Origin of the sequence: Weissella confusa (assembly GCF_004766315.1) — a bacterium.
Taxonomy (GTDB): domain Bacteria; phylum Bacillota; class Bacilli; order Lactobacillales; family Lactobacillaceae; genus Weissella; species Weissella confusa_A.
Genome location: NZ_PVSN01000021.1, coordinates 60151 through 86187 on the forward strand (window position 1 = coordinate 60151; position 26037 = coordinate 86187).

Sequence of the window (26037 nt, forward strand, 5' to 3'; positions counted from 1 at the left end):
GCAGGTTAAAGCAGACAACATTTTTAGGCAACTTTATGTTATTCTGTTGTTAAGACTATAACGAAGTGATGAGGAAGTGCTGATGAGTTGGCAAGAAATAATTGTTGAGACACAAACTGAGGCTGTTGAAGCTGTCAGCAACATTTTGATGGAAGCCGGTGCAGAAGGTATCCAAATCGATGACGCAGCAGATGTGAACAGCTACGAACCTGCTGATGCCACTGTATGGGTTGATTGGGATGTTGTTGAGCACCGCGAATCAGGTGCGACGGTCGCTGGTTATTTTGCAGAAGACGTTAATTTGCCTGAAGTGATTAACGATGTGCAAATGCGTGTGAACCAATTGGCGTCATTTGGACTTGATGCAACACCAGGTAAGGTAACAACGAGTGCCGTTAAGGATGAAGACTGGGCAACTGAATGGCAAAAGTACTACCACCCAGTGCGTGTGACGCGTCATTTGACAGTCGTACCAAAGTGGGAAGAATACCAACCAGCCCAAGAAGGTGAAAAAGTGATTGTTTTGGACGCTGGAATGGCCTTTGGAACTGGTACCCACCCAACGACACGCTTGATGATGCAAGCGCTTGAAATCGTCGTACGTGGCGGTGAGCGTTTGCTAGACGTTGGAACTGGTTCAGGTGTGCTTGGTATTGCTGCAAAGTTGTTGGGTGCTGATAAGGTGCTTGGAACTGACATTGATGAGGTTGCCGTTCGATCAGCCCAAGGTAATTTGGATTTGAACCCAGTTGCCTCAGATATTCAAGTGATGGCCAGCGACTTGCTAAGCGATGTACCGGCCCAAGAATTCGATATCGTCGTGGCGAACATGTTGGCTGAAGTGCTTGTACCATTGATTCTACAAGTTGATAGCGTTTTGCGCCCAGGTGGTAAGTTCTTGTTGTCAGGTATTTATGAAGACAAGGCACAAACGATTATTGCGAAGTTGGAAGAGAATGGCTACGCACTTGATGAAACGATGAAGCTTGGTGAATGGTATGGTTTGATTGCTCACCGTAAAAGCGAGGATGAATAATGCAACGTTATTTTTTGACTGAAGCGCCAGCCGGTCAAGAATTTATTTTGCCAGAAGATGTGCAACATCATTTAATGACCGTCCTTCGTGGTAAGGAAGGGACACAGGCAGAATTTGTGTATCCTGATCAACAAACCATGGTGGTGGCTGAAGTAATTCAAATTGCTGATGAAACGACGACAATGCGCGTGGTTGAAGAAGTGGCTACTGATGTTGAATTGCCAGTGGAGACCACAATCATTCTTGGCCTTGCTAAGGGTGATAAGCCTGAATTGGTTGTTCAAAAAGCGACAGAATTAGGTGTTCACCATGTGATTATCGTGGAGACGGATTGGTCGGTTGTACACTGGGGCATGAAGGCCGATAAGAAGCTTGCGCGATTGCAGAAGATTGCCCAAGGGGCTGCTGAACAATCGCACCGCTTACGTGTGCCAGATGTGACGTATGTTGAAAAACTACGTGATTTGGTGTTGCCGGATGATATGGTTAAGATTGTTGCCTGGGAAGAGAGCGCCAAACAGGGTGAAACAGCGCAACTGGTTGCGCAATTCAGTCGTTTGAATGCGGGTGACAAAATTGCCTTTTTGGTTGGACCTGAAGGTGGTTTAAAGGAAAGTGAGTTAGACTTACTAACGAAGACGTTTGGCTTTGTGCCAGCAGGATTGGGCCCACGTATTTTACGGGCTGAGACTGCACCGCTTTATGCGCTAAGTGCACTAAGCTACGCACTTGAGTTAGCACGTTAGAATTTTTAAGGTTAACATCGTTGCAGGGATGTTAAAAGGGGAATTGATATGAAGCGTTTGAAAGAAGCGTGGGATTGGCGGTTCTGGATTTGGATGCCAATCTTGGGGTGGTTAGTACCGTTTTTGATTAACGAATCACCGTTGACAGCGAATGTTAAAATTATTTTTTCATTGTTTGTGGCAAACATGATTTTCAGTGCCATTGCAGGCGCATTCTTGCGTAAGCGAGGGGCGTTCTGGTACTTGATGTTTGTGTGGCCGGTCGTGTTCTTGGTGTCAGTTTGGCTACATTTGAACTCAGCAATGTACGGCTACTATTTGGCGGCCCTTTATTTCGTCATTGAGTTGTTTGCCTTTACACGTGGACAAGAGGAAGAAATCGACATCGAGGATCAAATTCCAGTTGATGGCGGCTTCCGCGAAATTTAAATAACTATCGAAAAAGCGACCTCAGTCTTGAGGTCGCTTTTTTTGTGTGGTTTTGGGCACTGAGTGGGGAGTGGGACCTACGACGGCGTAGGTTGAAGTAAACCTATCGATGGCTTAATGGCGTCGGTGGGGATGCCGCCCACTTTTTGTTCAAATCCCCACCACTTTCCACCACCTAATCTTCCCACCCACTGTCCCCCACCTCTCACCATCTTCATAACTAAGTTGTTAACCGTTGGTATATCAAGGATTTGGCCTTATAACCTTAAAAAATTCTTCATTTTCTAAAGTTATTCGAAAACTTGTAAAGTGACTGTTAAAAAGGAGCGTCAGAGCCGGTGTAATAGGCTTTTGAACCCTAAAATACACCATATATCCCAGTGGTAGAACGTGGGGGTAGGTGGTGGAAGGTGGGAGATTGTGGTAAATTAAATGTATTGAAATGTCGACTATTCTCAATACGCCACAGCATCTGAAATTGCTGAATAAATTGAAAGGGGGTATCGCCGATGTTCATGGGAACTTACCAACACACGTTGGATACTAAGAACCGGTTGATTATCCCCGCAAAATTCCGCAATCAGTTGGGTGAATCCTTTGTGATTACACGCTGGATGGATCACTCATTGCGTGCCTACACGATGCAAGGCTGGGAAGATTTTTCAACTAAGATTAATGCATTGCCAGAAACGAATGCCAAGGCGCGCCAATTTAAGCGTTTTGTCTTCGGTGGTGCGACAGAAGTTGAATTCGACAAGCAAGGGCGTGTGAACCTATCACCAACCTTGCGTGAATACGCAAATATCGATAAGGATGTCACGGTCTTCGGTTTGGGTGATGATACATTCGAACTTTGGAGTGCCGAGAAGTGGCAAGCTTACGAAGAAGAAACTGCAGAGAATTTTGATGATATTGCTGATGGATTGGAAGACTTGGGCTTCTAACAGCAAATTGATACGAACTAGAAAGGTCGAACAGGCAATTACATATGACGGAGTTCAATCACGTAACCGTATTGCTTAACGAAGCAATTGATAATTTAAATGTTAAGCCAGACGGAACATATGTTGATGCAACGTTGGGTGGCGGTGGTCATTCACAGTTGTTGGCAAGTCGTTTGACAACCGGAAAGCTTTGGTCATTTGATCAAGACATCACGGCAATTAACTACAATAAAGAACATTTGGCCACTGAGTTAGCTGAAGGTAAAGTTGCCTTCATTCAAAATAACTTCCGCAACTTGCGTGATGCACTTGCTGAGGTTGGGGTCACTGAAATTGATGGTATCGTTTACGATTTGGGTGTGTCATCACCACAATTCGACGACGGACAACGTGGTTTTTCATATAACTATGATGCACCACTTGATATGCGCATGAATCAATCACAAGAATTGACAGCGCGTACGGTAGTTAACGAGTGGGATTTCCACGACTTGCTACGAATCTTGTCACGTTACGGTGAAGAAAAGTTCGCTAAGCAAATCGCACGTGCGATTGAGCGACAACGTGAGATTCAACCAATTGAAACGACGTTTGAATTGGTTGAAGTCATCAAGTCAGCAATTCCTGCAGCGGCTCGTCGAACGGGTGGTCATCCGGCCAAGCGTTCATTCCAAGCCATTCGAATTGCCGTGAATGATGAATTGGGAGTGGTCGAAGAATCACTCGCACAAGCTTTGGATATGTTGAAGGTTGGTGGTCGTATTTCGGTCATCACTTTCCATTCACTTGAAGATCGCCTGGTTAAGACGATGTTTAAGGAAAAGACGGCAGTTCCTGAATTGCCAGCTGGCTTGCCAATCATTCCGGATGAGATGCAACCTGATTATAAACTCGTGACGCGTAAGCCAATCTTGCCTTCAGAAGAAGAAATGGCTAACAATCACCGCGCTCATTCAGCGAAGTTGCGCGTCATCGAACGACTACGATAGCATAGGCCGCCCATGATGGACGGTGAAGAAAGGATCTGAACATCATGGATGCAATGCCAAACTACACGCACACAACGTCACCGCGCAAAGTTAATCAACCACAACAACGTCCAAGCGTTCGTGTGGTTAAGCGTAAGCGCAAGCTAGAAAAGCCCGGCTTTAACGCCATTGATATCGCCTTTTGCGTAGCGACTGCGTTTGTTGTTGTCTTCATGGCGATGGTTGTCGTACACACGTCAAATCGCGCAGCAACAGCAAACTCACAATTGGCGACAACGTCAGCTTCCCTTGAAAAGGTACGCAATCAAAACAATGATTTGAAGCAAGAAGTGAGTGATTTGACGAGCCCAAGTCGTTTGAACGATGTTGCGGCTAAGAACGGATTGACGCTTCAAAACCAAAACATAAGGAACGTGAAGTAGCATGGTTAAGAAACAGCGGATGCCAAAACGTAACCAATCGGATAAAAACAGTCGTATCACGGGTCTTGTTCTCGTGAGTACTATGTTGCTGATTTTGGTTGTGTTGGGGGTCCGTTTTTCTTATGTTGCCATCACAAAGGACGTGAAGGGGCATAAGTTAAACGAAGCCGCTCAACAAGTTTACCGAAGTCAGAATGCAGTTCAGCCCAAGCGCGGCGAAATATTTGACTCAGTCGGAAATGTGTTGGCTGAGAATGCAACAACCTACACATTGGCGGCAGTGATTGACGATACGCAAAAAACAAGTAAAGGCAAGCCGGCCTACGTTGCACCAAGCCAAGATGAGAAGGTCGCTAAGCAATTAGCTGGCATCTTGGGTGGTAATCCGAAGACTTATGTGGAGACCTTGAAAAAAGGTCGGGCTAACAAGTTGAAGCAGGTACAATTTGGTTCACGTGGACTAAAACTAGATTCCCAGACGTATAAGAAAATCAACAAATTGAAGATACCGGGTATCACCTTTACGAATAGTGCGTCACGTTTCTATCCAAACGGTGTTTTTGCGTCAAATGTCATCGGCTATACGAGTGAAAAGACTGATGATAAGACTGGGGCACAAAGCATTGTTGGTCTGATGGGAATCGAACAAAAGTACAACAAACAACTCACTGGTAAGAAGGGTGTGAAGACAACTTCGGCCGATGATACAGATTCGAGTGTCTCAAAGAAAGACCAATCTGCAAAAAACGGGTATGATATTTATACAACCATAAATACAAAGTTGCAGACGACGCTCGAAGAGAAGATGCAAAATTTGTATGATGATATGAAGCCTAAGTCAGCGCTGGCAATTGTACTTGATACGAAGACGGGTAATATCGTTGCGACAACGCAACGCCCTTCATTTAATGCAACCACTGGTGAAGGTATCGGTGACTACTGGACAAACGAAATTTCAGGTTCTGTTTATGAGCCGGGATCAGTTATGAAGGGAATTACGCTGGCAGCAGCAATTGATACTGGTAACTGGGATGGTGATGCGTATTATCAATCTGGAACCTTGAAAATCGGTGATAAGAGCGTTACTGATTGGAACAATGGTCAAGGTTGGGGAACGATTACGTATGCACGTGGAATTGCCGAGTCTTCAAACGTTGCGATGGCGTTGACCGAGCAAAAGATGGGTGCTGAAACTTGGCACAAGTACATTAATAAATTCCGTTTCTTGAAGTCAACGGATTCGGATTTGCTAGGTGAAGAAACTGGTTTGATGCAGTTTAAGTATCCAATTGAACAAGCGAATACATCTTATGGACAGGCCATTTCGGTAACGCCTTTGCAAATGGTTCAAGCCTATACAGCAATCGCTGGAAATGGTGAGGAAATCAAGCCGAACCTTGTTGAAAAGATTGTTGATCCAAATACCAAGAAGGTGATTTACCAGGCCAAGCGTAAGGTTGTTGCAAAGCCAATTAAGAAATCAACGGCTGAGGCAACGCGTAAGCAATTGGAAGATGTTATTTACTCTGAGTACGGTTTGGGTCAAGCTTATGCAATCCCAGATGTTCGTACGACCGGTAAGTCTGGAACGGCACAAATCGCGACTTCGACAGGTTATTCATCACCAGGCGACAATACCCACGAAATCCATTCATGGATGGGAATGGCGCCATCTGATGATCCACGATACTTGATGTACATTGTGACGAAGGAACCACAGCAGAACACGCAAAATATTGCGACGGATATGTCCAATATGTTCGTGACGGTGATGCAACAAGCACTAACGATGTCGGATTCTGACAATAAAGTTGTTGTCAGTGAAGACCAACAAGTGACTGTCCCAACGGTTGTTGGTGGATCAACCAATGAGGCAGAAAAAGAAGTTGCGGCAGCTAATTTGACACCAGTTGTAATGGGTGACGGCGATACAATCAAGAAACAGACACCAGCAGGTGCGCAAAAGTCTTTGACGAATCAACGCGTCTTCTTGAACACTGGTGAAAATATCGTGGTGCCAAATATGCACGGATGGTCGAAGAGTGATGTGCTAGCTTGGGCAAAGTTGGCTGATATCAAGCCAATTATTAAGGGGGATGGCTTTGTGGCAACACGATCAATTACGCCTGATACCCAGTTGGCAGATGGCTATCATGAAATAACGGTTGAGTTTAAAAACGCGAAAGCGGAATAAATAAGGGTTTATAAGAGAGGAGAAGTCAAATGTCGACTTTGTTACTCGGACTATTGGTGGGGTTGATCGCAACAATCATCGTAGTACCGCGTTTGAGAAATTGGTTTAAGAAAATTAAGGTGCAACAATTGGTGATGCGTACTGGTGAAAATGGACCAGATCACGCAGCTAAGGCAGGAACACCTACGATGGGTGGGGCAGGATTTATTCCGGTTGTGATTATCGGTTTCATCATCTTGGCCTTTGCGATAGGCGCTAACGCCTCAACAGGTTGGGCAACGTTGATTGCCATTATTGTGTTTGCGTTGGTTGGTGCCTTTGATGACAGTATCAAGGTCTTTAATCACCGTGATGAAGGGCTTCGTTTCTTGCCAAAGCTATTTTCACAAATTGCTGCTGCATTGCTAGCGGTTGCGGTGCTATTCTTGGGCCACTTTGACTTCACGTTGGATTTGCCATTTAACTTGGGTAGCATCAACAGTATCATCGTTTACACGTTGTTCACGATTTTCTGGCTTGTGGGTTGGTCAAATGCCACGAACTTGACGGATGGTTTGGACGGCTTGGCATCTGGTACAGCGATTATCGCTTACGTTGCCTACTTGATTATCGCGTTCGTTCAAGGTGACATGACGATGGTCTTGTTGGATGCCTTGATGATTGGGGCATTGCTTGGATTCTTGGTCTTTAACCACTATCCAGCATCAATCTTCATGGGTGATACCGGATCATTGGCGTTGGGTGCCGGCTTGGCGATGAACTCACTGGTCTTGCACCATGAGTGGTCATTGTTGTTGATTGGTTTCGTCTTCATGGTCGAAACGTTGACGGTTATGATTCAAGTCACAAGCTATCACTTCTTCAAGAAGCGTATTTTCTTGATGACACCAATTCACCACAGTTTTGAAAAGGGTGGTTTGACTGGTAACGCAGATAAGCCATGGAATGAGTGGCAAGTTGATACATTCTTCTGGGCAGTCGGATTGATTGCGGCGGTTTTGTACCTTGTGATTTTTAAGTAAATCATTATTCACTAAAACAAATATTAAGTCGTTATAAGACTTTTTGCATTATGCAAACGAGCGGGGATCGCCCCGCGTACATAACTTTTTAAAGGGGATCTGATCATGAGTAAGCATGTTTTGGTAATTGGCTTTGCACGTTCTGGGGCAGCCGTTGCGTCTTTGTTGTTGAACGAAGGTTCGCAAGTGACAGTTTCAGACCCAAAATTGGATTTGACGGATGAACGCGTGGTTGCTTTGCAAGCACAAGGTGTTGTATTCACAACGGAACAAACTGATGAGTTGCTAGCTGACGTCGACCTAATTGTTAAGAATCCTGGAATTCCATATCGTATTCCAGTTTTGGCCGCAGCGCAGGAAGCTGGTATTCCAATTTTCGTTGAAGTTGCAATGGCGCAACGTTACATCAAGGGAACTTGGATTGCATTAACGGGTTCAAATGGTAAGACAACCACGACTGAGATGATTGCAGCTGTGCTACGTACGCAAGCAGATGACGAGCATGCAGTTGTTGTTGCCGGAAATATTGGGACGCCGGTGAGTGAGGTTGCCCCAACGTTGCGTGCGACCGATACACTTGTCACAGAGCTCTCATCATTCCAATTGATGGGGATGCCAACGGCTAAGCCAAATATTGCGATTATCACAAACATTTTCGCGTCTCACTTGGATTACCACGGCACACGCGAAAACTATGTCGCCGCTAAGATGGGTATCACAAAGAATCAAACAGCCGATGATTTCTTGGTTATCAATGTTGACCGCGAAGAATGGGTCGAATTGTCAAAGCAAACTGCAGCGACGGTTGTCCCAGTTTCACGTCAAAACGTGAGTCAAGATGGTGCTTACGAACTAGATGGTACGTTGTACTTCCGTGGTGAAGCTATCATGCAGGCTAACCAACTCGGCGTACCAGGCGATCACAACGTCGAAAACGCGTTGGTTGCGATTGCTGTTGGTAAGTTGATGAATGTGCCAAGCAATCAAATTGCGATGGCATTGCGCCAATTTGGCGGTGTTGAGCACCGTTTGCAATATGTTGGCACGTTTGAAGGACGTCAAGTCTATAACGATTCAAAGGCGACTGATATTGAGGCAACGGAAATGGCGCTATCAGGATTTAAGGCACCCGTTGTTTTGCTAGCTGGTGGTCTAGATCGTGGTGACGACCAAATGCGTTTGCTTGAAGCGATGAAGCCACACGTAAAGGCTTTGGTTGTCTTTGGTCAAACGGCGGATAAGGTTGCAGCAGTCGGTGAGGCGCTTGGTATTGAAGTGGTTCATGCTGAGGATGCGCCTCATGCGGTTGAACCGGCTTTCGAATTGAGTGAGCCAGGTGACATTATTTTGCTATCACCAGCTGCAGCATCATGGGATCAATTCCCTAATTTCGAAACACGTGGTGATTTGTTCGTGGCAGCTGTTAAGGCTCACAGCGAAGGAAAGTAGAGGAGATAGATATGCGTATTGTTGTTTCAGGTGGTGGAACTGGGGGACACATTTACCCAGCGCTAGCAACGGTTAAGCAATTGAAGCAATTGGAACCAGATACCGAAGTGTTGTACATCGGTGGTGAACGTGGCTTGGAAAAGTCAATCGTGCCAGAAGCTGGATTCGACTTTAAGGCTTTGGCCGTGCAAGGGTTCAGTCGCTCATTGTCACTTGATAATGTGAAGACGGTCTATCTTTTCTTGACGGCTACTCGCAAGGCTAAGAAGATGCTGGAAGACTTTAAGCCAGATGTTGTTGTTGGAACTGGTGGTTATGTTTCTGGTCCAGTGCTATATGCAGCCCAACAACTTAAGATTCCAACGGTTATTCACGAGCAAAACTCGGTTGTGGGTGTCACAAACAAGTTTTTGGCCCGTCATGTGACGAAGGTCGGGGTTGCCTTTCCGGCGGCACTATCAGCCTTTAAGGATGGTTTGGCAACGGTTGTTGGAAATCCACGTGCCCAAGAAGTCGTTGACGGTGAAGGATCGTTTGATTGGGATACCTTGCACTTGTCTGCAGATAAGCCAACGGTGTTGATCTTCGGTGGCTCACAAGGGGCGTTGAAGTTGAACAAGGCCATGGTTGCAGGTATGTCAAAGTTTGCTAACCGTCCATACCAAGTTATCTTCGTTACGGGTGGCAAGCGCTATGACGACGTACAAGCAGATTTACGTGCCGGTGGTGTCGTACCAGCTGAAAATGTTGCTGTTGTACCTTACATCGGTAACATGCCACAATTGATGCCAGTTGTGGATTTGGTCGTTGGACGTGCCGGTGCGACGAGTTTGGCGGAACAAACGGCATTGGGTAAGCCAATGGTTTTGATTCCAAGCCCATACGTGACGAATGATCACCAAACAAAGAATGCCCGTAGCTTGGTTGAAGCCGGTGCAGCTGAAATGATTACTGAAGAGTCACTTTCAGGTACAACGTTGTTTGGCACAATCGACCACTTGATGACGCACGATGATCAACGCGCTGCGATGGCCAAGGCAGCCAAGGAATTGGGTGTACCTGACGCAGCTGATCAATTCATCAAGTTGATTAAAATAGTTATTAAATAAGTTAACCTAACGATTGGAAAGGAGGCACATGATGGCCAAAGAAAATGAATCGAAGCCAAAAGGAACGAAGTCAAGTGATATTCAAGCGCACTTAGATGCATTGTTGTCGGAAGATGACTGGTCATCATTGCCTACACGCCAGTCGAAAGAAAAAAAGGCTCGTCGTGAATTAAAACTACCTCGTCGCTTACGTGAAACGTTTGCTGAAGAACCCGAAGACTCGGTGGCCGAAAGTTTTGAGCCGGTTGTAGAATCCGAGCCGATTCTCTTTCCCTACGAGAGTGGTGCTATTCTCTCAGCAACTGCACTAACGGTATTGGCAGGTGTCTTAATTTACTTGATGTCACCACTGAGTCAAGTGAATCACTATAAAGTGGTGGGATCAGAAAGTCTTAGCAAACAAGCTGTGTTGGACGCAGCACAATTGAAAACCGGCCGGCCACTGTTGACGACGCTCCATCAAGCTGATTATTTCAGTAAAATGGCTGCACAACGTAATCCGCAAATTTCAGGTCTTAAGTTTGAATTGGGTTCTGATAACACCATTGAAATCAAGGTCAACGAAATCGTGAAAGTGGGTTACGTCAAAGCAGATACGCATTACTATCCAATTTTGGAAAACGGCAAGATGTTGACGAGTGCTGAGGCGGATCAACCGGTTGGTGGGTTGCCACTGTATGACAATTTCACTTCAGTTGCTGATTTAAAATTAGTTTTAGCTGAGTTTGGTAAACTACCATTGGCATTACGCCGCTCGGTTTCTGAAATTGTTTGGTCACCAACAAAGCAAAATAATCAACGTCTTGAGTTGTATATGAATGATGGTAATGAAGTTTTGATTAGCGCAGATGACCTGGCAAGTAAACTGAAATATTACCCAGCTATGGCTGCATCGCTGGATAATAAAACCGGAATCGCCGACTTACAAGTCGGTGCATATTTCACACCATACGGACAATAAGAAAGCTAGGATTTCTTTTCCAAACAAAAACGGGATAATCCCGCAAGAGGTCTGGAAGAACCCTTATAAAGTATGGTATTATCTTAAAGAATTGTTTATTTATTTAAACATCAACTGATTGGCAGTTAAGGAGGTACTCAAATGGCCAACCACGGGTTAATAGTTGGTCTCGATGTCGGGACAAACACGATAAAAGTGCTAGCGGCGGATGTTCGAGATCAGCAAGCTAACATTGTGGCGGTTGGTCGTTCGATTGCCCACGGCGTTAAGCGCGGTGTTGTTGTGGATATTGAAGCAACAGCTAATGATATTCGACAAGCAGTTGCACAAATCAATGAGCAAACCAGCACGCCAGTCACTGAAGTTGTGGCTAGCTTGCCTGCAAGCAACATTCAAATTCAAAATGTTAGCGGTACGGTGACGGTAAAGGATAGTCAACATATTTCGTATGAAGACGTCTCAGCAGCCGTGAAAGAAGCTGTTAAAGTTAACGTGCCAAGCGATCGCGAAATTGTTGAACTATTGCCTACCGAATTTATCGTAGATGATTTTGATGGTATTCAAGATCCAAACGATATGGTGGGAATGCGTCTAGAAATGAAGGCGGTTGCCTATACAGCTCCTCGCAATGTGATGGGGAACTTGCGTATGGCAATTGCTAAAGCTGGATTGCAATTACGCGACTTCGTGTTGACGCCACTTGCTTATAGCAAGACGATTTTGGATGACGGACAACAGGAATTCGGCACAATCATTTTGGGCATGGGTGCTGGTCACACAACGGCAACCGTTGTTCATGATCATCAACTAAAGTTCCTATCAACTTTCCCAGCTGGAAGCGATAATATCTCACGCGATATTAGTGCAGTTTTGGAAGTTGGGTTGCATGATGCAGACATGTTGAAGCTTGATTCTGGTTTGGCGCTTTCAAGCATGGCTCGTGAAGATAATAAGCTTGTTATCAAGAAGGTAAGTTCAGAAGAAACTGAGCAAATCTCTGAGGTATTGTTGGCACAAATTATCGAAGCGCGTCTCATGCAAATTTTGGACAAGCTTGGCGAGAAGCTACAACTTGTTGGGGCGTTTGAATTGCCAGGTGGCATTGTTGTTACCGGTGGTGGTGCTGCCTTGCGTGGCATGACTGAAGCAATTCGTAGTGTCTACAATGTGCAAGTTAAGCCATTTTCACCAACTGACATTGGGTTGCGTCACCCTGGTTATGCCGGAGCCTGGGCTTTGGTTCACTATGCTGCGCAACAATCACCAATTCAATTGATTGTGAAGGAAGCCTTGTATGGCTTGCCATTAACAGTTGTTGGTCAACCAACAATCGCGGTGGCAGCACCAGTGCAAAAGCCAGCGACAAATCGCCGACCTGTTCGACCTGAAAGTCAAACGGTGGTAGAACCATCAGTTAATGACATGGATGATGTCAATTACGATGATGAAGAGAAGCCTAAGAAGAAGAGTGCATTCTTTAACTTCTTCAAGGAATTCTTCGACTAAACAAAAAAGAAAAGATAAGTGAGAAAAAAGGAGCTCGTTATGGATTTCCAAATGGATATGAACCAAGAGTACGGCGCAACGATTAAAGTAATTGGTGTCGGTGGTGGTGGTGGAAACGCCGTTAACCAAATGGTGAATGACGGTGTTGAAGGTGTTGAGTTTATCGTAGCCAACACTGATGCCCAAGCGTTGGAGCGTTCAGCTGCAGAAAACAAGATTCAAATCGGTGCTAAGGCAACTCGTGGTTTGGGTGCTGGAGCTCGTCCAGAAGTTGGTGAAGCTGCTGCTAAGGAAAGCGAGCAAGAAATTGCTGATGCTTTGGCTGGTGCAGACATGGTCTTCGTTACTGCTGGAATGGGTGGTGGTACTGGTACTGGTGCCGCACCAGTTATTGCTAAGATTGCCAAGGACTCAGGTGCTTTGACGATTGGTGTCGTAACACGTCCATTCTCATTTGAAGGTCCAAAGCGTGGCAAGTCAGCTGCCGAAGGATTGGCTAAGTTGAAGGAAAACGTTGATACGTTGATTGTTATCGCCAACAACAACTTGCTACAAATCGTTGATAAGAAGGCGCCAATTATGGAAGCCTTCAAGATGGTCGATGATGTCTTGTTGCAAGGTGTTTCAGGTATCTCAGACTTGATTACTAAGCCTGGTATCATCAACTTGGACTTTGCCGATGTTAAGACAGCGATGGCCGGTCAAGGTACTGCCTTGATGGGTATTGGGTCAGCTTCTGGTGAAAACCGTGCTGCCGAAGCAACGCGCAAGGCCATCGCTTCACCATTGTTGGAAGCTAAGATTGAAGGCGCTACGAACGTTTTGCTTTCAGTTAAGGGTGGCGCAGACATGTCATTGTTCGAAGCGCAAGAAGCTTCAGAGACGATTGCACAAGCTGCTGGAACAGACATTGACATTATCTTCGGTACGACGATTGATATGGAAATGGAAGGCGAGTTGGTTGTGACAGTTATTGCAACTGGTATTGATCGTCCGGCAACGCCACGTCCAGAAATCAACTTGGGTGCAGCAAACACGGCTAGCCCATTTGAGGCAGTTTCTGAGCCGGTAGCACCTGTGCAACAACAAACTGCACCAGTTCAACCACAACAACCAGTTAACACAGATCCTTTTGCTGACTGGAACGTGACGGCTGAGCCCGCACAACAAGCAACGCCTGCACAAGCTGCACCGGTTGAACCAGTTCAACCGCTTTCATCAGAAAACACAGCTGCTGACGAAGAAATTGAGCGTCCAGCTTACTTCAACTGGATGAAGCGCGGCGAAAAGTAAGGAGACAACCGATGGCTTTTGAGAATTTTAGAAACTTCTTCATGGGATCAGATAGTGATTACTACTATGAAGAAGAAGAGGCACCGGAAGAGCAATACGTGCAAGAACCTGCACAACAAGCAACGTCAAAGACTAAGGCTAATAATGCAAATGCAACACGTCCAACGGCAGCACGTCGTCCAAACGTTTTGCCAATGGATGGCTCACGTCCAGGTGAGACGTCAAAGATTGCATTGTATGAGCCACGTACGTACGCTGATGCCCAAACAATTGCGACGCAATTGTTGGCTGGCGAAGCGGTTATCGTAAACCTAGGTTCAATTGATGAAAACACGGGAAAGCGTGTGCTTGACTACCTGGGTGGGACGTCCTTTGCTGTTGACGGTATCATTGAACGTGTTGGTGAGCGCATCTTCCTTGCGACGCCTCACAATTTTGAGATTTCAGGAACGATTTCTAAAAACTTGGGACAACAATTTAATTAATAGGTGACCAAATGTTAACACTCATTTTATCGTTATTGATGTTGGTCTTGCGTGCCATGGAGTTCGTAATCTTGATTTGGGTGCTGATGTCATGGTTGCCCGGGGCACAACAATCAGCCTTGGGACAATTGCTAGGTCGTATTGCCGGAATCGTCGTTGATCCGATTCACCGTGTGATGCCTCGTACGGGAATTATCGACTTTACCCCATTGATTGGTTTGCTACTATTGCAAGCTGCTCAAGTTGGCCTACGCGCAATTGCACAAGCATTCTAGAGAGATAAAATATGGCAGATAATGTATCACAACATTTCCGCCCGAGCGAAGCTGCATTTATTGATGTAGCGCAAGGCTTAATTCGTCAGGCATTGGATGAGTATCGTCCAGTACTGACGAATTTTTTGAACCCGCGGCAGAGATATATTTTGGAGACGTTGGTTAACCAGCATGATGAGTTAAAGATTGCTCACTCTGGTGGCTATACTGATGCCGAAAGTGCGCGGTCCTTGATTGCACCAGATTACTACGATGTGCAACAGGACGATTTTGAAATTGCTGCAATCCGCATCAACTATCCAACCAAGTTTGCTGAACTACATCATAGTACAGTGCTTGGTACACTAATTAACAATGGCTTATCTCGAGATAGTTTCGGGGACATTATTAGTAGCGAAGATGGTGATTGGCAGCTTGTTGCAACGGAGCAGATGGCGCGATTTATCACGTCATCACTGGATCACGTTGGTAAAACAAAGGTTCGTTTTGAACCAATGATGCTAGCTGATATTGTCACACCACAAGAGGAGTGGGACGATATCAATACAACTGTGTCATCCCTTCGACTAGATACTATAGTGGCTAATGGGTATAATGTATCTAGAACGCATGCTAAAGAATTAGTTGAGCGTGGCATGGTCCGAGTTAATTGGACCGAGATTGACCGACCAGATTTTATGTTGGCGGTCAACGATTTAATTTCAGTGCGCCGGTTCGGTCGCATGAAATTGCTAGCTGAAAATGGTATAACAAAAAAAGATAAATGGCGCGTCACACTGGCCGTCATTAAGAAATAGATTGGAGAACGATCATGGCATTGACCCCACAAGAGATTCACGCTAAGGAATTTAACACAAAGAGTAACAAGTGGTACGACAAGGCTGAAGTAACGGCTTTCTTGGACCAAATCGTAACGGACTACGATGGTTTGCTACAAGAGAACCAAACTTTGAGGACGCAATTGGCTGAAGCAGATGCTAACGCTAAGCAAGTTGAAGAGATGAAGCAATCTGTTAACTCATCAATCTTGATCGCCCAAGAAGCAGCTGACCGTTTGAAGAAGCAAACTGAAGCTGAAGCTGAGGCAACGTTGCAACAAGCACAAGCTGAAGCACAAAAGATTGTTATGGAAGCTAACGCTAAGGCCAACTCATTGTTGACTGAATCTCAATCAAAGAACGAAGCATTGGTTGCTGAGCACGATGCTTTGAACAAGGAAATGGGCGCATTCAAGGCTAAGATTGAAGGCATGTTGAACGCACAATTGGACTTGGTTAAGACTGATGACTGGGCTGCATTCCAACAACCTGCTGCATTCCAACAACCACAATCAGCCGCTCCGGTTGCACCAGAGTCAGCTGCGTCACAAGCTAGTTCAGAGGTCGAGACGGTTGTTATCTTCCCTGAATCAAACGAAAACGAAGAAAACTTCTTGAATAAGGACTAATTTTTCGTTATCATGTAATCATGGTTTCTTGACCAAACGGCAAGATGTATTCCAAACAGCGACCTAGGATTTACCCGGTGAGAGCCTAGGATGGTCACGCAGCTTGTTTATCAGCAAGAATGATTTTTTAAATACACAGAAGAGGCGGCTTTTTGCCGTGAATTCGGGTGGTACCACGTTGACATGACGTCCCGCATTGGCTATTTGGCCGATGCGGGATTTTTTAGTTTCAGGGTAAACCGCATGTCAACGCGGTAGCACTTGAATTGAACAGAAAGGATTGCACTTTTATGAAGATGAAGCAAACCTTGAACCTAGGAAAGACGAAGTTCCCAATGCGTGGTAACCTACCACAAACTGAGCTACAACGTGAAAACATCTGGTTCGAGAACAAGGTCTATGAGCAACGTCAAAAGATGAACGAAGGTAAGCCATCATTTATGCTTCACGATGGCCCTCCATATGCTAACGGAAACATTCACATTGGACACGCAATGAACAAGATTTCTAAGGATATCATCGTTCGTTACAAGTCAATGAATGGTTTCTACGCACCATTTGTCCCTGGTTGGGATACGCACGGTTTGCCAATTGAACAACAATTGACAAAGGCTGGTAAGGATCGCAAGGCGGTTGGACCAGTTATCTGGCGTAAGATGGCCGAAGAATTTGCACGTAAGCAAGTTAAGACGCAAATGGCCGACTTCAAGCGTTTGGGAATTTCAGCTGACTGGGATAACCCATACTTGACGTTGTTGCCTGAATTCGAAGCTGCACAATTGCGCGTCTTCGGTGAGATGGCCAAGAAGAACTTGATCTACCGTGGTAAGAAGCCTGTCTTCTGGTCATGGTCATCAGAGTCTGCTTTGGCAATGGCTGAAATCGAATACCACGACATTGAGTCAGACACGGCGTTCTTCTCAGAGCGCGTTAAGGACGGTAAGGGCTTGTTGGATAACGACACGTACTTCATCGCCTGGACGACGACACCTTGGACGGTACCAGCTTCACAAGCTTTGGCTTTGAACGCTGATTTCGAATACTCACAAATCCAACCAAAGGGTTCAGACAAGAAGTACATCGTTGCTTCAGCTTTGTTGGGTGCCGTTGCACCTAAGTTCGGCTGGGACGAGTACGAAGTTGTCGCAACCTTCACTGGTAAGGAACTTGAAATGGTGACAACTGAGCACCCATTCATGGACCGTGAGATTTTGGTTGTTAACGCTGATTACGTTACGGCAGATGCCGGTACTGGTGCGGTTCACACGGCCCCAGGATTTGGTGAAGATGACTTTGCTACCGGTCAACGTTACAACATGCCAGTTATCATGAACGTTGATGACCAAGGTAAGATGACGGCTGAAGCTGGTCCTGACTTTGAAGGTGTCTTCTACCAAGACGCTGACAAGGTTGCTTTGCAAAAGCTTGAAGAAGCTGACGCGTTGATCTTGCACGAACCAGTTGTTCACAGCTACCCATTTGACTGGCGTACTAAGAAGCCAGTTATCTTCCGTGCTGTGCCACAATGGTTCGCTTCAATTGATAGCTTCCGTCAAGACATTTTGGACGCATTGGACGATGTAACGTTCCAACCAGAATGGGGTAAGAAGCGTTTGTACAACATGATCCGCGACCGTGGCGACTGGGTTATCTCACGTCAACGTGTTTGGGGTGTGCCATTGCCAATCTTCTACGCTGAAGATGGTACGGCAATTGTTGACCCTGAAATCATTGACCACATCGCTGACTTGGTAGCTGAGCACGGTTCAAACGTTTGGTTCGAACGTGAGGCCAAGGACTTGTTGCCAGAGGGTTACTCAAACGAGCACTCACCAAATGGCGAATTTACCAAGGAAACGGACATCATGGACGTTTGGTTCGATTCAGGAACTTCACACCAAGGTGTTATGGCCACTCGTCCAAACCTAAGCTTCCCAGAAGATTTGGTTTTGGAAGGTTCTGACCAATACCGTGGTTGGTTCAACTCATCATTGATCACTGGTGTTGCCGTAACTGGTAAGGCCCCTTACAAGTCAGTCTTGTCACAAGGATTCGTCTTGGACGGAAATGGTGAGAAGATGTCTAAGTCATTGGGTAACATCATTTCACCTAACGAAGTGGTGAAGGAGATGGGTGCTGAAATTATCCGTTTGTGGGTAACGTCAGTTGATTCATCAGCCGATGTTCGTGTGTCAATGGACTTGTTGTCACAAACGTCTGAAACATACCGTAAGATCCGTAACACGATGCGTTTCTTGTTGGCTAACACGTCAGACTTTGATCCAAAGGCTGACACGGTTGCCTTCGATGACTTGGTCGCAGCTGATCAATACTTCTATGCTCGCTTTAACAAGTTGGTTGCCGACATTAAGGCTGCCTACGACGCATACGACTTCCAAGCAGTAAACAAGTTGGTTATCAACTTTATTAACGTTGACTTGTCAGCGTTCTACTTGGACTTCGCTAAGGACATCTTGTATGTTGAAGCGCCTAAGGGACACGCCCGTTTGTCATTGCAAACGGTTTTGTACAAGGTCTTGGTAGACTTGGACAAGTTGTTGTTGCCAATCTTGCCACACACGGCCGAAGAAATCTTCGAGTACCTAGAGCACGAAGAAGGCGACTTTGCTTACTTGACTGAGATGCCAGTTGTTGAAGACATTGCTAACGCTGACGAATTGATGGCTAAGTGGTCACAATTCATGACGTTGCGCGATACCGTTAACAAGGCGCTTGAAGTTGCACGTGATGCTAAGTTGATTGGTAAGCCAGCCGAAGCAGCGGTAACGTTGTTCTTGACTGACGACCAAAAGGCTTGGTTGGATTCATTGGGACAAGATGTTCGCGTCTTGTTGCTTGTTTCTCAATTGCACGTGGCATCAGCTGATGAAGCTGGTGATGCAACGGACTTTGATGGTTACAAGATTGCGGTTGCTCACGCAGAAGGTGAAGAGTCACCACGTGATCGTATGTACCACACTGATTTGGGTGCAGATCCTGACTTCCCAATGTTGTCAGCACACGAAGCACAAATCGTCCGCGAGAACTTCCCTGAGGCTTTGACTGAAGGTTTGGAGTAATCACGGTTACACACTAAAAATATAATATCGATAACAGGAAAACGCCGGGAGATTTTTGTCTCTCGGCGTTTTTACGTCTATAATGGAGGATATATAGTTTGTGGTTAGTGTCGAAGCGTTAACGTGCAAAAGAAGGGGCCAAACACTCCGGCCGTAAGGACGGACATTCACCACTACCTTAAATACATAACCAATTAAAGAGAAGGAGACCAACGCATGACGAAGCTATACTTCATCCGCCACGGTAAAACAGAATGGAACGCAGAGGGCCGTTTTCAGGGGGCAGGTGGTGACTCACCATTGTTGCCTGAATCATACGACCAAATCAAAATGCTTGGTAATCACTTGAAGGATATTGAATTTGCACACGCCTTTTCAAGCCCTATCAAGCGTGCTCACATCACTGCCGAAGAAACCTTAGCAATGCTAAATAAGCGTCCTGAGTTGACGTTTATGGACGGTTTGAAGGAGTTTTCATTCGGTGTTTGGGAAGGGATGAGCTTCGCTGAAGTTCAAGAAGGCTGGTATGACATGTACGATGCTTCTCGTAACCACCCAGAGAAGTTCGATGCAAGCCAAGTTGAAGGATCTGAGTCGTTCGAAAGCGTCCGAAAGCGCTTTCGTGATGCGGTTGAAGAAGCTGTTGCAACATACGGTGGCGAAGATGTTAATTTGGTTTTCTTCAGCCACGGCGCTGCGTTGACGACCGGAATGGGTGGTCTTACAGGTATTCCGCTGGCTGATTTGCGTGCGCGAGGTGGCTTGGGTAACACAAGTACATCTATCCTAGAAACGCATGATGGTCACACGTTTACGGAAATTTCACGAAATGATACAAGTTATTTGGGTGTCGCAAGTGATGCCTCAAATACAATTTAAAGAGAAGAAGGATTTTTAAGATGACGCAACCAGAAAATGCAGCACAAGCAGATATCGCCCGCTTGGTAAGTGACATTAACGCTAACCCAGACAACTGGCAAGCCTATGCAGACTTGGTGGCTGTTTTGGTTGCCACGGAAAATCTTGTGGAAGCAGAAGAATTGGCTTTGAAGAGCTTGGGCTTGTTCCAAGCGAATGATGAAGCGTTGCAAAATTTGTTGTACGCTGCTGGAAATGTTTATTACGTGGCTGGTGATTATGCACGTGCGAATGAGTTTTTCGCTAAGATCACAGATTTAGAGATTTTGCATGATGCAACGGTTATGCAAGCCCAAGCATGGTATGCACAAAATCAATTACAAAAGGCATTGGTATTTGCGTTGACGGCGGTAGAGCAACAACCAGAAGACGTTGCCGCCCAAGTGCTACTTGGTAACATTTGGCTTGGTTTGCAAAACATGGATAAGGCAACGGCTGCATTTAATGACGCTATTCATGTGGACCCAATGAATTTTGACGCTAATTTCGGTCGTGGGATTATCGCAATCGTTGATGGTGACCGTGAAAATCAATGGTCAGCAACGGCTGAAATGATTGATATGGAACGATACCGCGCCCAAGCCCAACGATTGGATGAAATCGTACAACTACTATCAGGGAGTCGTGTAGATGAGTCAGAGTCAAACTAGTTTGTTCGATGGCCCAGCGGCATCGGATGAAACGCCGACCGTCACTGGGCAAGTGAAGAATATTCTGTTTGCTGCCCAAGATTCTTTTTATAAAGTCATGATTATCGAAGTAGCCGAACAAAACTTCGATTATGATGATACTGAACTAACGGTGACTGGTAGTTTTGGTGATATTCAAATTGGGGCTAGTTATGAGTTTAAGGGTCGGCTAACGACGCACGCGCGTTATGGGGTCCAGTTTGCAGCTCAAAACTATCAACGTCAGGCGGCTAGTACAACGTCTGGGTTGGTTGCTTATTTATCAGGTGACCAGTTTCCGGGGGTTGGAAAAGCAACGGCAACGAAGATTGTTGACGACCTTGGTATTGAAGCGATTGATAAAATTCTGGAATCACCAGACGTCTTGATTGAAACGGGTATTTCAACCAAATTGCAAGAAGTCATCGTGAAGCAGTTGCAACAATCCGACGGTATGGAACGCGCCATCATTGCGCTTAACGATTACGGTTTCGGTTCAGCCCTCGCCACTGTGATTTACCAAAAGTATCAGCAGCAAACTTTACAGATTTTAAAAACTAACCCTTATCAAATGGTTATCGATATTGAGGGCGTTTCATTTGCTCGTATCGATCGTTTAGCAGCGCAGCAGGGAATTGATGCGTTGGACGCGCGTCGTATCCAAGCGGGGGTTATTTCAGCGATTAACCAGGCAACATTTGAGTCTGGTGATACGTTTATGCAAGTGGAAGCGTTGCTACAAACCACGCAACAAATTCTAGAACGTTCTCAAAATGCCCGCATTGATCCAGCGTTAATTAAGCGTGCATTGTTAACCTTGACGTCTGATGGCATCGTAATTGCTGACGGACAGAATTTATACATTAAGGCGCTATTTGAAGCTGAACGTGAAATTGCCCAACGCATGGTCCGTTTAAGCAAAACGAAGAATAGCGAATACAAACGCGCTGATGTTGTGAAGCAACTCGCGGAAGTCGAGGAAGAGAATCCGTTTCCGTATGATGATGTGCAACGTGATGCGATGATTGCGGCTCTGATGAGCAATCTATTTATCCTGACGGGTGGACCCGGTACAGGAAAGACGACCATCATCAATGGTGTTGTAGCAACGTTGAAGAAGTTGTTACAAGATGAAGGTATGAAGTGGGATGAAATTAGTGAGAGTATTCGCTTAGCGGCGCCAACTGGTCGTGCAGCCAAGCGACTTGCCGAATCTACTGGTATGCCAGCGTCGACAATTCACCGTTTGCTAGGTATCACTGGTCGTGAAAATACAGATGACATTGATATCGAGGAGTTAAGCGGTCGTTTGCTCGTGATTGATGAGATGTCGATGGTGGATACGCAATTATTCGACTTATTACTACGCGCGATTCCAAGTGGCATGCAAGTCATTTTGGTTGGCGATAAGGATCAATTGCCTTCTGTTGGACCTGGTCGAGTTTTCTACGATTTGTTGGCCAGTGGATTGTTGAATTATCGTGAGTTGGAGACAATCCACCGTCAGGGTAAGGGGTCAACGATTATCGAGTTGGCAAGCTCAGTGAAGAGTGGTGTCTTGCCAGCAAACTTTACCGAGCGCCAGTCTGACCGATCGTTTTTCCCGGCGCAGACAAATCAAGTACCACGCATGGTTGAGCAGATTGCTACGAGTTGGAAGGAACGCGGTAATTCGGTTGCTGATATGCAGATTTTGGCGCCCATGTATCGTACGCCAGCGGGTGTTCATAATCTGAATGCCGTAGCCCAAGAAATCTTTAATCCGATGACGCCCAAGAAGCGTGAAATTCACATGAAGCTTGGTGAGTTAGAGTTTAACTTCCGTGTGGGTGATAAAGTCATGCAGACGGCCAATGATCCTGAACATAATGTGTTTAACGGGGACATTGGTTACATCACGGCAATTATGTTGGCAAAGGATAAAAGCAACGAAGATAATACGGACAACATCACGGTGGCTTTTGATACCGGCGAGGTTGAATATACGCGCCAGAACTGGAATCAATTGACACTGGCATATGCGACAACCATTCACAAAGCACAAGGTGCTGAGTACAAGTTGGTTATCATGCCACTTGTGAATGCGTTTAGTCGCATGCTGCAACGCAATCTGCTGTATACCGGGCTAACGCGTGCTAGTGAGTCACTCGTCCTTATTGGCGATGTTAGTGCCTACCAACGCGCAGCCGAAACTGAGGGTGTTAATCGGCACACGACGTTGCAAGAACGATTGCAACAAGCGCAAGATGGTCAGCTGCCAGATGTACCGGATGATGATAAATCATTGGCAGCGGTCAATGCGATTAATCAAAAGCCAGTGGCAGTTGTGCCAATCGATGAAGAAAACACAACAATTGATGATACGCCGGTCGTGGACGAAATTGTCCGAGCCGTTGCGGATGACGATGATGATTTGCTAACGATTGCGAAGATTATGAATGAGTCGATTGACCCAAATGTGGGGATGGCAGACATGACACCATACGACTTCATGCCTTAATAAGGATGTAACGGTAGCACGTCACGAACATTGTGCTATAATCTACTAGTCAAGCACTAGTGAATTGTGCTAAAATTAAGCGATAAATTTTCGAATGAAAAGGGGTTTCTGAAATGTCAGGACACAGTAAGTGGCATAACATTCAAGGACGTAAGAACGCCCAAGACGCAAAGCGTGGTAAGATCTTCCAAAAGCTTGCCCGCGATTTGTACACGGCAGCTAAGGCTGGCGGTGTAGATCCAGACTCAAACGCTTCATTGCGTTTGGTTATCGACAAGGCTAAGGCAGCTAACATGCCTAAGGATAACATCCAACGTGCCTTGGATAAGGCTTCTGGTGCCGGTGGCGCTAACTACCAAGAGTTGACGTACGAAGGTTACGGACCAGCCGGTGTAGCCGTTTTGGTTCAAGCTTTGACTGATAACATCAACCGTACGGCTGCTTCAGTTCGTTCAACGTTTAAGCACTTCGGTGGTGAATTGGGAACGACGGGATCAGTTTCATTCCAATTCGACCGTAAGGGTTACATTGAAATCGAGCGTACTGAAGACAACGATATCGATGAAGATCAATTGTTTGAAGACATGTTGGAGGCTGGTGCCGAAGACATGAAGACTTACGATGACCAATTCGAAATCTACACGGACCCTAAGTCATTCCCAGAAGTACGTGATGCTTTGGAAGCAAAGGGTTACACTTTGGTCAACGACGAAGTTACGATGGTTGCACAAAACCCAATGGCAGTGCCTGAGGATAAGCAAGCATCATTGGCTAGCTTGGTTGATGAACTTGAAGAAAACGATGACGTACAAGCTGTCTTCACGACTGCTGAGTAATCATCTCATGAAAAACCGACCAAATTTTGGTCGGTTTTTTTGTAGGCGCAAAAGTTGACGATGTGAACAAAAAGCGATAAAGTAGTAAACAATTATTAATAACTTGAGTCGTTAACGTGTTTCGCCACAGACTCGGAACAAAACGTGCCTGGTATAGCTATATGCCTGACACTGTTAACGACGCCGAGAGTAGTTACTTTTGGCGTCGTTTTCTTTTCCTGTATCATTTGGCGAACCGTAATGATACGGGATTTTTTATTAGGAGAGATAAGCATGTTAGAACGCTTTTTTAAGTTGTCAGAGAACAATACGACAGTTCGGACAGAAGTGATTGCCGGTATTACAACATTCGTTGCGATGGCATACATCATTTTCTTGAACCCATCAGTATTGTCTATGACGGGAATGCCAAGTCAGGGAGTTTTCTTGGCAACAATTTTGACAGCCGTTGTGGGAACTCTTATCACAGGACTTTTTGCTAATTTGCCATATGCATTGGCACCATCAATTGGTATGCAAGCCATGTTCACGTACACGATTGTTTTCGGACTTGGGTACACATGGAAGCAAGCATTGGGAATGGTTTTCTTAGTTGGGCTGGTTGATGTGATTATCACATTGACGAAGGTTCGATCAATGATTGTGAAGGCTATTCCTGACCAATTGAAGCACGCGATTGCTGCTGGTATCGGTTTGTTTATCGCCTACATTGGTTTGAAGAACGCTGGCTTCTTGAACTTCTTGGTTGATCCACAAAACATCATGACGTTGAATGGTAAGCCATTTACTGAAGGTGGTGGTGCCAAGGTCATTGAGAGTATCACAGCGAATGGTGGGACGACGCCATCAATCTCAACCTTTGCACAACCAGCAGTTTTGTTGGGCTTGATTGGTTTGATTATTTTGGTATTGTTGGTTGTTGCTAACGTACCTGGTGCCTTCTTGCTTTCAGTTTTGATTACAACTGTCATTGGTATTCCAATGGGTGTGACAAACACACACATTGATGCCATGGCATCATTCTCATCAACGTTCCACGACTTTGGCTCAATCTTTGGTCAAGCCCTTGGACCTGATGGGTTGTGGTCAATGTTCACGTCACCAAAGCACGTTTTGATTGTTGTTTTGACGGTCTTCTCAATGGGATTGTCAGGATTGTTTGATGCCATTGGAACGTTTATCGGAACTGGTATGACGACTGGTATCTTCTCTGAAGCTGACCAAAAGGAGTTCTACGAAGGTAAGGGCTTCAAGTCAAAGATGGATCGTGGTTTGGTTGCTGATACGTTTGCAACGATGTTTGCGGGTATTTTTGGTACATCAAACACGACGACATTTATTGAAGCATCAGCAGGAATCAAGGCTGGTGGACGTACTGGTTTGACATCAGTTGTCATTTCAATTGGTTTCTTGCTTGCTATTATCGCAGCGCCATTGGTTAACGTGATTCCATCTGCCGCAACAGCACCAATTTTGGTTGTGGTTGGTATTATGATGATGAATGAGTTTAAGTTGATTACATGGGATGATATTGAAATTGCCATTCCGGCATTCTTTACATCAGCCTTCATGGCCTTCTCATACTCAATTTCATACGGTATCGCTGCCGGCTTCATTTTCTACGTTTTGATCAAGAGTGTGAAGCGCAAGTTCAACCAAATCAGCCCAATTTTGTGGGTTGTGACTATTCTGTTCTTGCTTAACTTCATTTCGTTGGCAATTAATTAA

Annotated in this window: 23 protein-coding genes; all 23 read left to right on the plus strand. The window is 45.5% G+C overall.

The window, feature by feature from the left end; genetic code table 11:
* Positions 1 to 82 precede the first annotated feature (82 nt).
* Positions 83 to 1036 (plus strand): 50S ribosomal protein L11 methyltransferase, encoded by a 954-nt coding sequence (prmA, locus tag C6P11_RS03720; RefSeq protein ID WP_135518684.1) that lies wholly within the window; start codon positions 83 to 85, stop codon positions 1034 to 1036.
* Positions 1036 to 1782 carry an RsmE family RNA methyltransferase gene (locus C6P11_RS03725; protein WP_135518686.1) on the plus strand — a complete coding sequence of 249 codons (747 nt, stop codon included), beginning with the start codon at positions 1036 to 1038 and terminating at the stop codon, positions 1780 to 1782. The genes prmA and C6P11_RS03725 overlap by 1 nt, the downstream gene beginning before the upstream one ends.
* 48 nt (positions 1783 to 1830) lie before the next feature.
* On the plus strand, positions 1831 to 2211 hold the full coding sequence (locus tag C6P11_RS03730) for a hypothetical protein (protein WP_135518688.1): 381 nt from the start codon (positions 1831 to 1833) through the stop codon (positions 2209 to 2211).
* Positions 2212 to 2720: 509 nt separating this feature from the next.
* Positions 2721 to 3155, plus strand: a complete 435-nt coding sequence (mraZ, locus tag C6P11_RS03735) for a division/cell wall cluster transcriptional repressor MraZ (RefSeq protein WP_003608212.1) — start codon at positions 2721 to 2723, stop codon at positions 3153 to 3155.
* 44 nt (positions 3156 to 3199) lie between these two features.
* Entirely contained in the window at positions 3200 to 4144 is a 945-nt protein-coding gene (gene rsmH, locus C6P11_RS03740; RefSeq protein WP_003608214.1) for a 16S rRNA (cytosine(1402)-N(4))-methyltransferase RsmH, read from the plus strand.
* A gap of 44 nt (positions 4145 to 4188) precedes the next feature.
* On the plus strand, positions 4189 to 4566 hold the full coding sequence (ftsL, locus tag C6P11_RS03745; protein ID WP_135518690.1) for a cell division protein FtsL: 378 nt from the start codon (positions 4189 to 4191) through the stop codon (positions 4564 to 4566).
* An 82-nt stretch (positions 4567 to 4648) separates the two neighbouring features.
* A complete protein-coding gene (locus C6P11_RS03750; RefSeq protein WP_245299764.1) occupies positions 4649 to 6760 on the plus strand; it encodes a penicillin-binding protein in 2112 nt (703 codons plus the stop codon).
* A gap of 29 nt (positions 6761 to 6789) precedes the next feature.
* Complete coding sequence (gene mraY, locus C6P11_RS03755; protein ID WP_135518694.1) at positions 6790 to 7782, plus strand: phospho-N-acetylmuramoyl-pentapeptide-transferase; 993 nt, start codon at positions 6790 to 6792, stop codon at positions 7780 to 7782.
* 105 nt (positions 7783 to 7887) lie between these two features.
* Positions 7888 to 9231 (plus strand): UDP-N-acetylmuramoyl-L-alanine--D-glutamate ligase, encoded by a 1344-nt coding sequence (gene murD, locus C6P11_RS03760; protein ID WP_135518696.1) that lies wholly within the window; start codon positions 7888 to 7890, stop codon positions 9229 to 9231.
* Between the two features lie 11 nt (positions 9232 to 9242).
* On the plus strand, positions 9243 to 10340 hold the full coding sequence (gene murG, locus C6P11_RS03765) for an undecaprenyldiphospho-muramoylpentapeptide beta-N-acetylglucosaminyltransferase (protein WP_135518698.1): 1098 nt from the start codon (positions 9243 to 9245) through the stop codon (positions 10338 to 10340).
* 31 nt (positions 10341 to 10371) lie between these two features.
* Positions 10372 to 11301 carry a cell division protein FtsQ/DivIB gene (locus C6P11_RS03770; RefSeq protein WP_135518700.1) on the plus strand — a complete coding sequence of 310 codons (930 nt, stop codon included), beginning with the start codon at positions 10372 to 10374 and terminating at the stop codon, positions 11299 to 11301.
* 141 nt (positions 11302 to 11442) lie between these two features.
* On the plus strand, positions 11443 to 12807 hold the full coding sequence (ftsA, locus tag C6P11_RS03775; protein ID WP_135518702.1) for a cell division protein FtsA: 1365 nt from the start codon (positions 11443 to 11445) through the stop codon (positions 12805 to 12807).
* A gap of 39 nt (positions 12808 to 12846) precedes the next feature.
* Positions 12847 to 14100, plus strand: a complete 1254-nt coding sequence (ftsZ, locus tag C6P11_RS03780; protein ID WP_135518704.1) for a cell division protein FtsZ — start codon at positions 12847 to 12849, stop codon at positions 14098 to 14100.
* An 11-nt stretch (positions 14101 to 14111) separates the two neighbouring features.
* Positions 14112 to 14585: a cell division protein SepF gene (locus C6P11_RS03785; protein WP_135518706.1), complete on the plus strand. Its 474-nt coding sequence runs from the start codon at positions 14112 to 14114 to the stop codon at positions 14583 to 14585.
* A gap of 11 nt (positions 14586 to 14596) precedes the next feature.
* Complete coding sequence (locus C6P11_RS03790) at positions 14597 to 14860, plus strand: YggT family protein (RefSeq protein ID WP_135518708.1); 264 nt, start codon at positions 14597 to 14599, stop codon at positions 14858 to 14860.
* Positions 14861 to 14871: 11 nt separating this feature from the next.
* Positions 14872 to 15657 carry an RNA-binding protein gene (locus C6P11_RS03795; RefSeq protein ID WP_135518710.1) on the plus strand — a complete coding sequence of 262 codons (786 nt, stop codon included), beginning with the start codon at positions 14872 to 14874 and terminating at the stop codon, positions 15655 to 15657.
* A gap of 14 nt (positions 15658 to 15671) precedes the next feature.
* The gene (locus C6P11_RS03800; protein WP_135518712.1) at positions 15672 to 16307 is read left to right on the plus strand and encodes a DivIVA domain-containing protein; all 636 of its coding nucleotides are present in this window, start codon (positions 15672 to 15674) and stop codon (positions 16305 to 16307) included.
* 290 nt (positions 16308 to 16597) lie between these two features.
* Positions 16598 to 19387 carry an isoleucine--tRNA ligase gene (gene ileS / locus C6P11_RS03805; protein WP_135518714.1) on the plus strand — a complete coding sequence of 930 codons (2790 nt, stop codon included), beginning with the start codon at positions 16598 to 16600 and terminating at the stop codon, positions 19385 to 19387.
* 216 nt (positions 19388 to 19603) lie between these two features.
* Positions 19604 to 20266 carry a histidine phosphatase family protein gene (locus tag C6P11_RS03810; protein WP_135518716.1) on the plus strand — a complete coding sequence of 221 codons (663 nt, stop codon included), beginning with the start codon at positions 19604 to 19606 and terminating at the stop codon, positions 20264 to 20266.
* A gap of 20 nt (positions 20267 to 20286) precedes the next feature.
* A complete protein-coding gene (locus C6P11_RS03815; protein ID WP_135518718.1) occupies positions 20287 to 20955 on the plus strand; it encodes a tetratricopeptide repeat protein in 669 nt (222 codons plus the stop codon).
* The gene (recD2, locus tag C6P11_RS03820) at positions 20936 to 23473 is read left to right on the plus strand and encodes an SF1B family DNA helicase RecD2 (RefSeq protein WP_135518720.1); all 2538 of its coding nucleotides are present in this window, start codon (positions 20936 to 20938) and stop codon (positions 23471 to 23473) included. The genes C6P11_RS03815 and recD2 overlap by 20 nt, the downstream gene beginning before the upstream one ends.
* A 113-nt stretch (positions 23474 to 23586) precedes the next feature.
* Positions 23587 to 24309: a YebC/PmpR family DNA-binding transcriptional regulator gene (locus C6P11_RS03825; RefSeq protein WP_003608233.1), complete on the plus strand. Its 723-nt coding sequence runs from the start codon at positions 23587 to 23589 to the stop codon at positions 24307 to 24309.
* A 273-nt stretch (positions 24310 to 24582) separates the two neighbouring features.
* Complete coding sequence (locus C6P11_RS03830) at positions 24583 to 26037, plus strand: NCS2 family permease (RefSeq protein ID WP_087044167.1); 1455 nt, start codon at positions 24583 to 24585, stop codon at positions 26035 to 26037.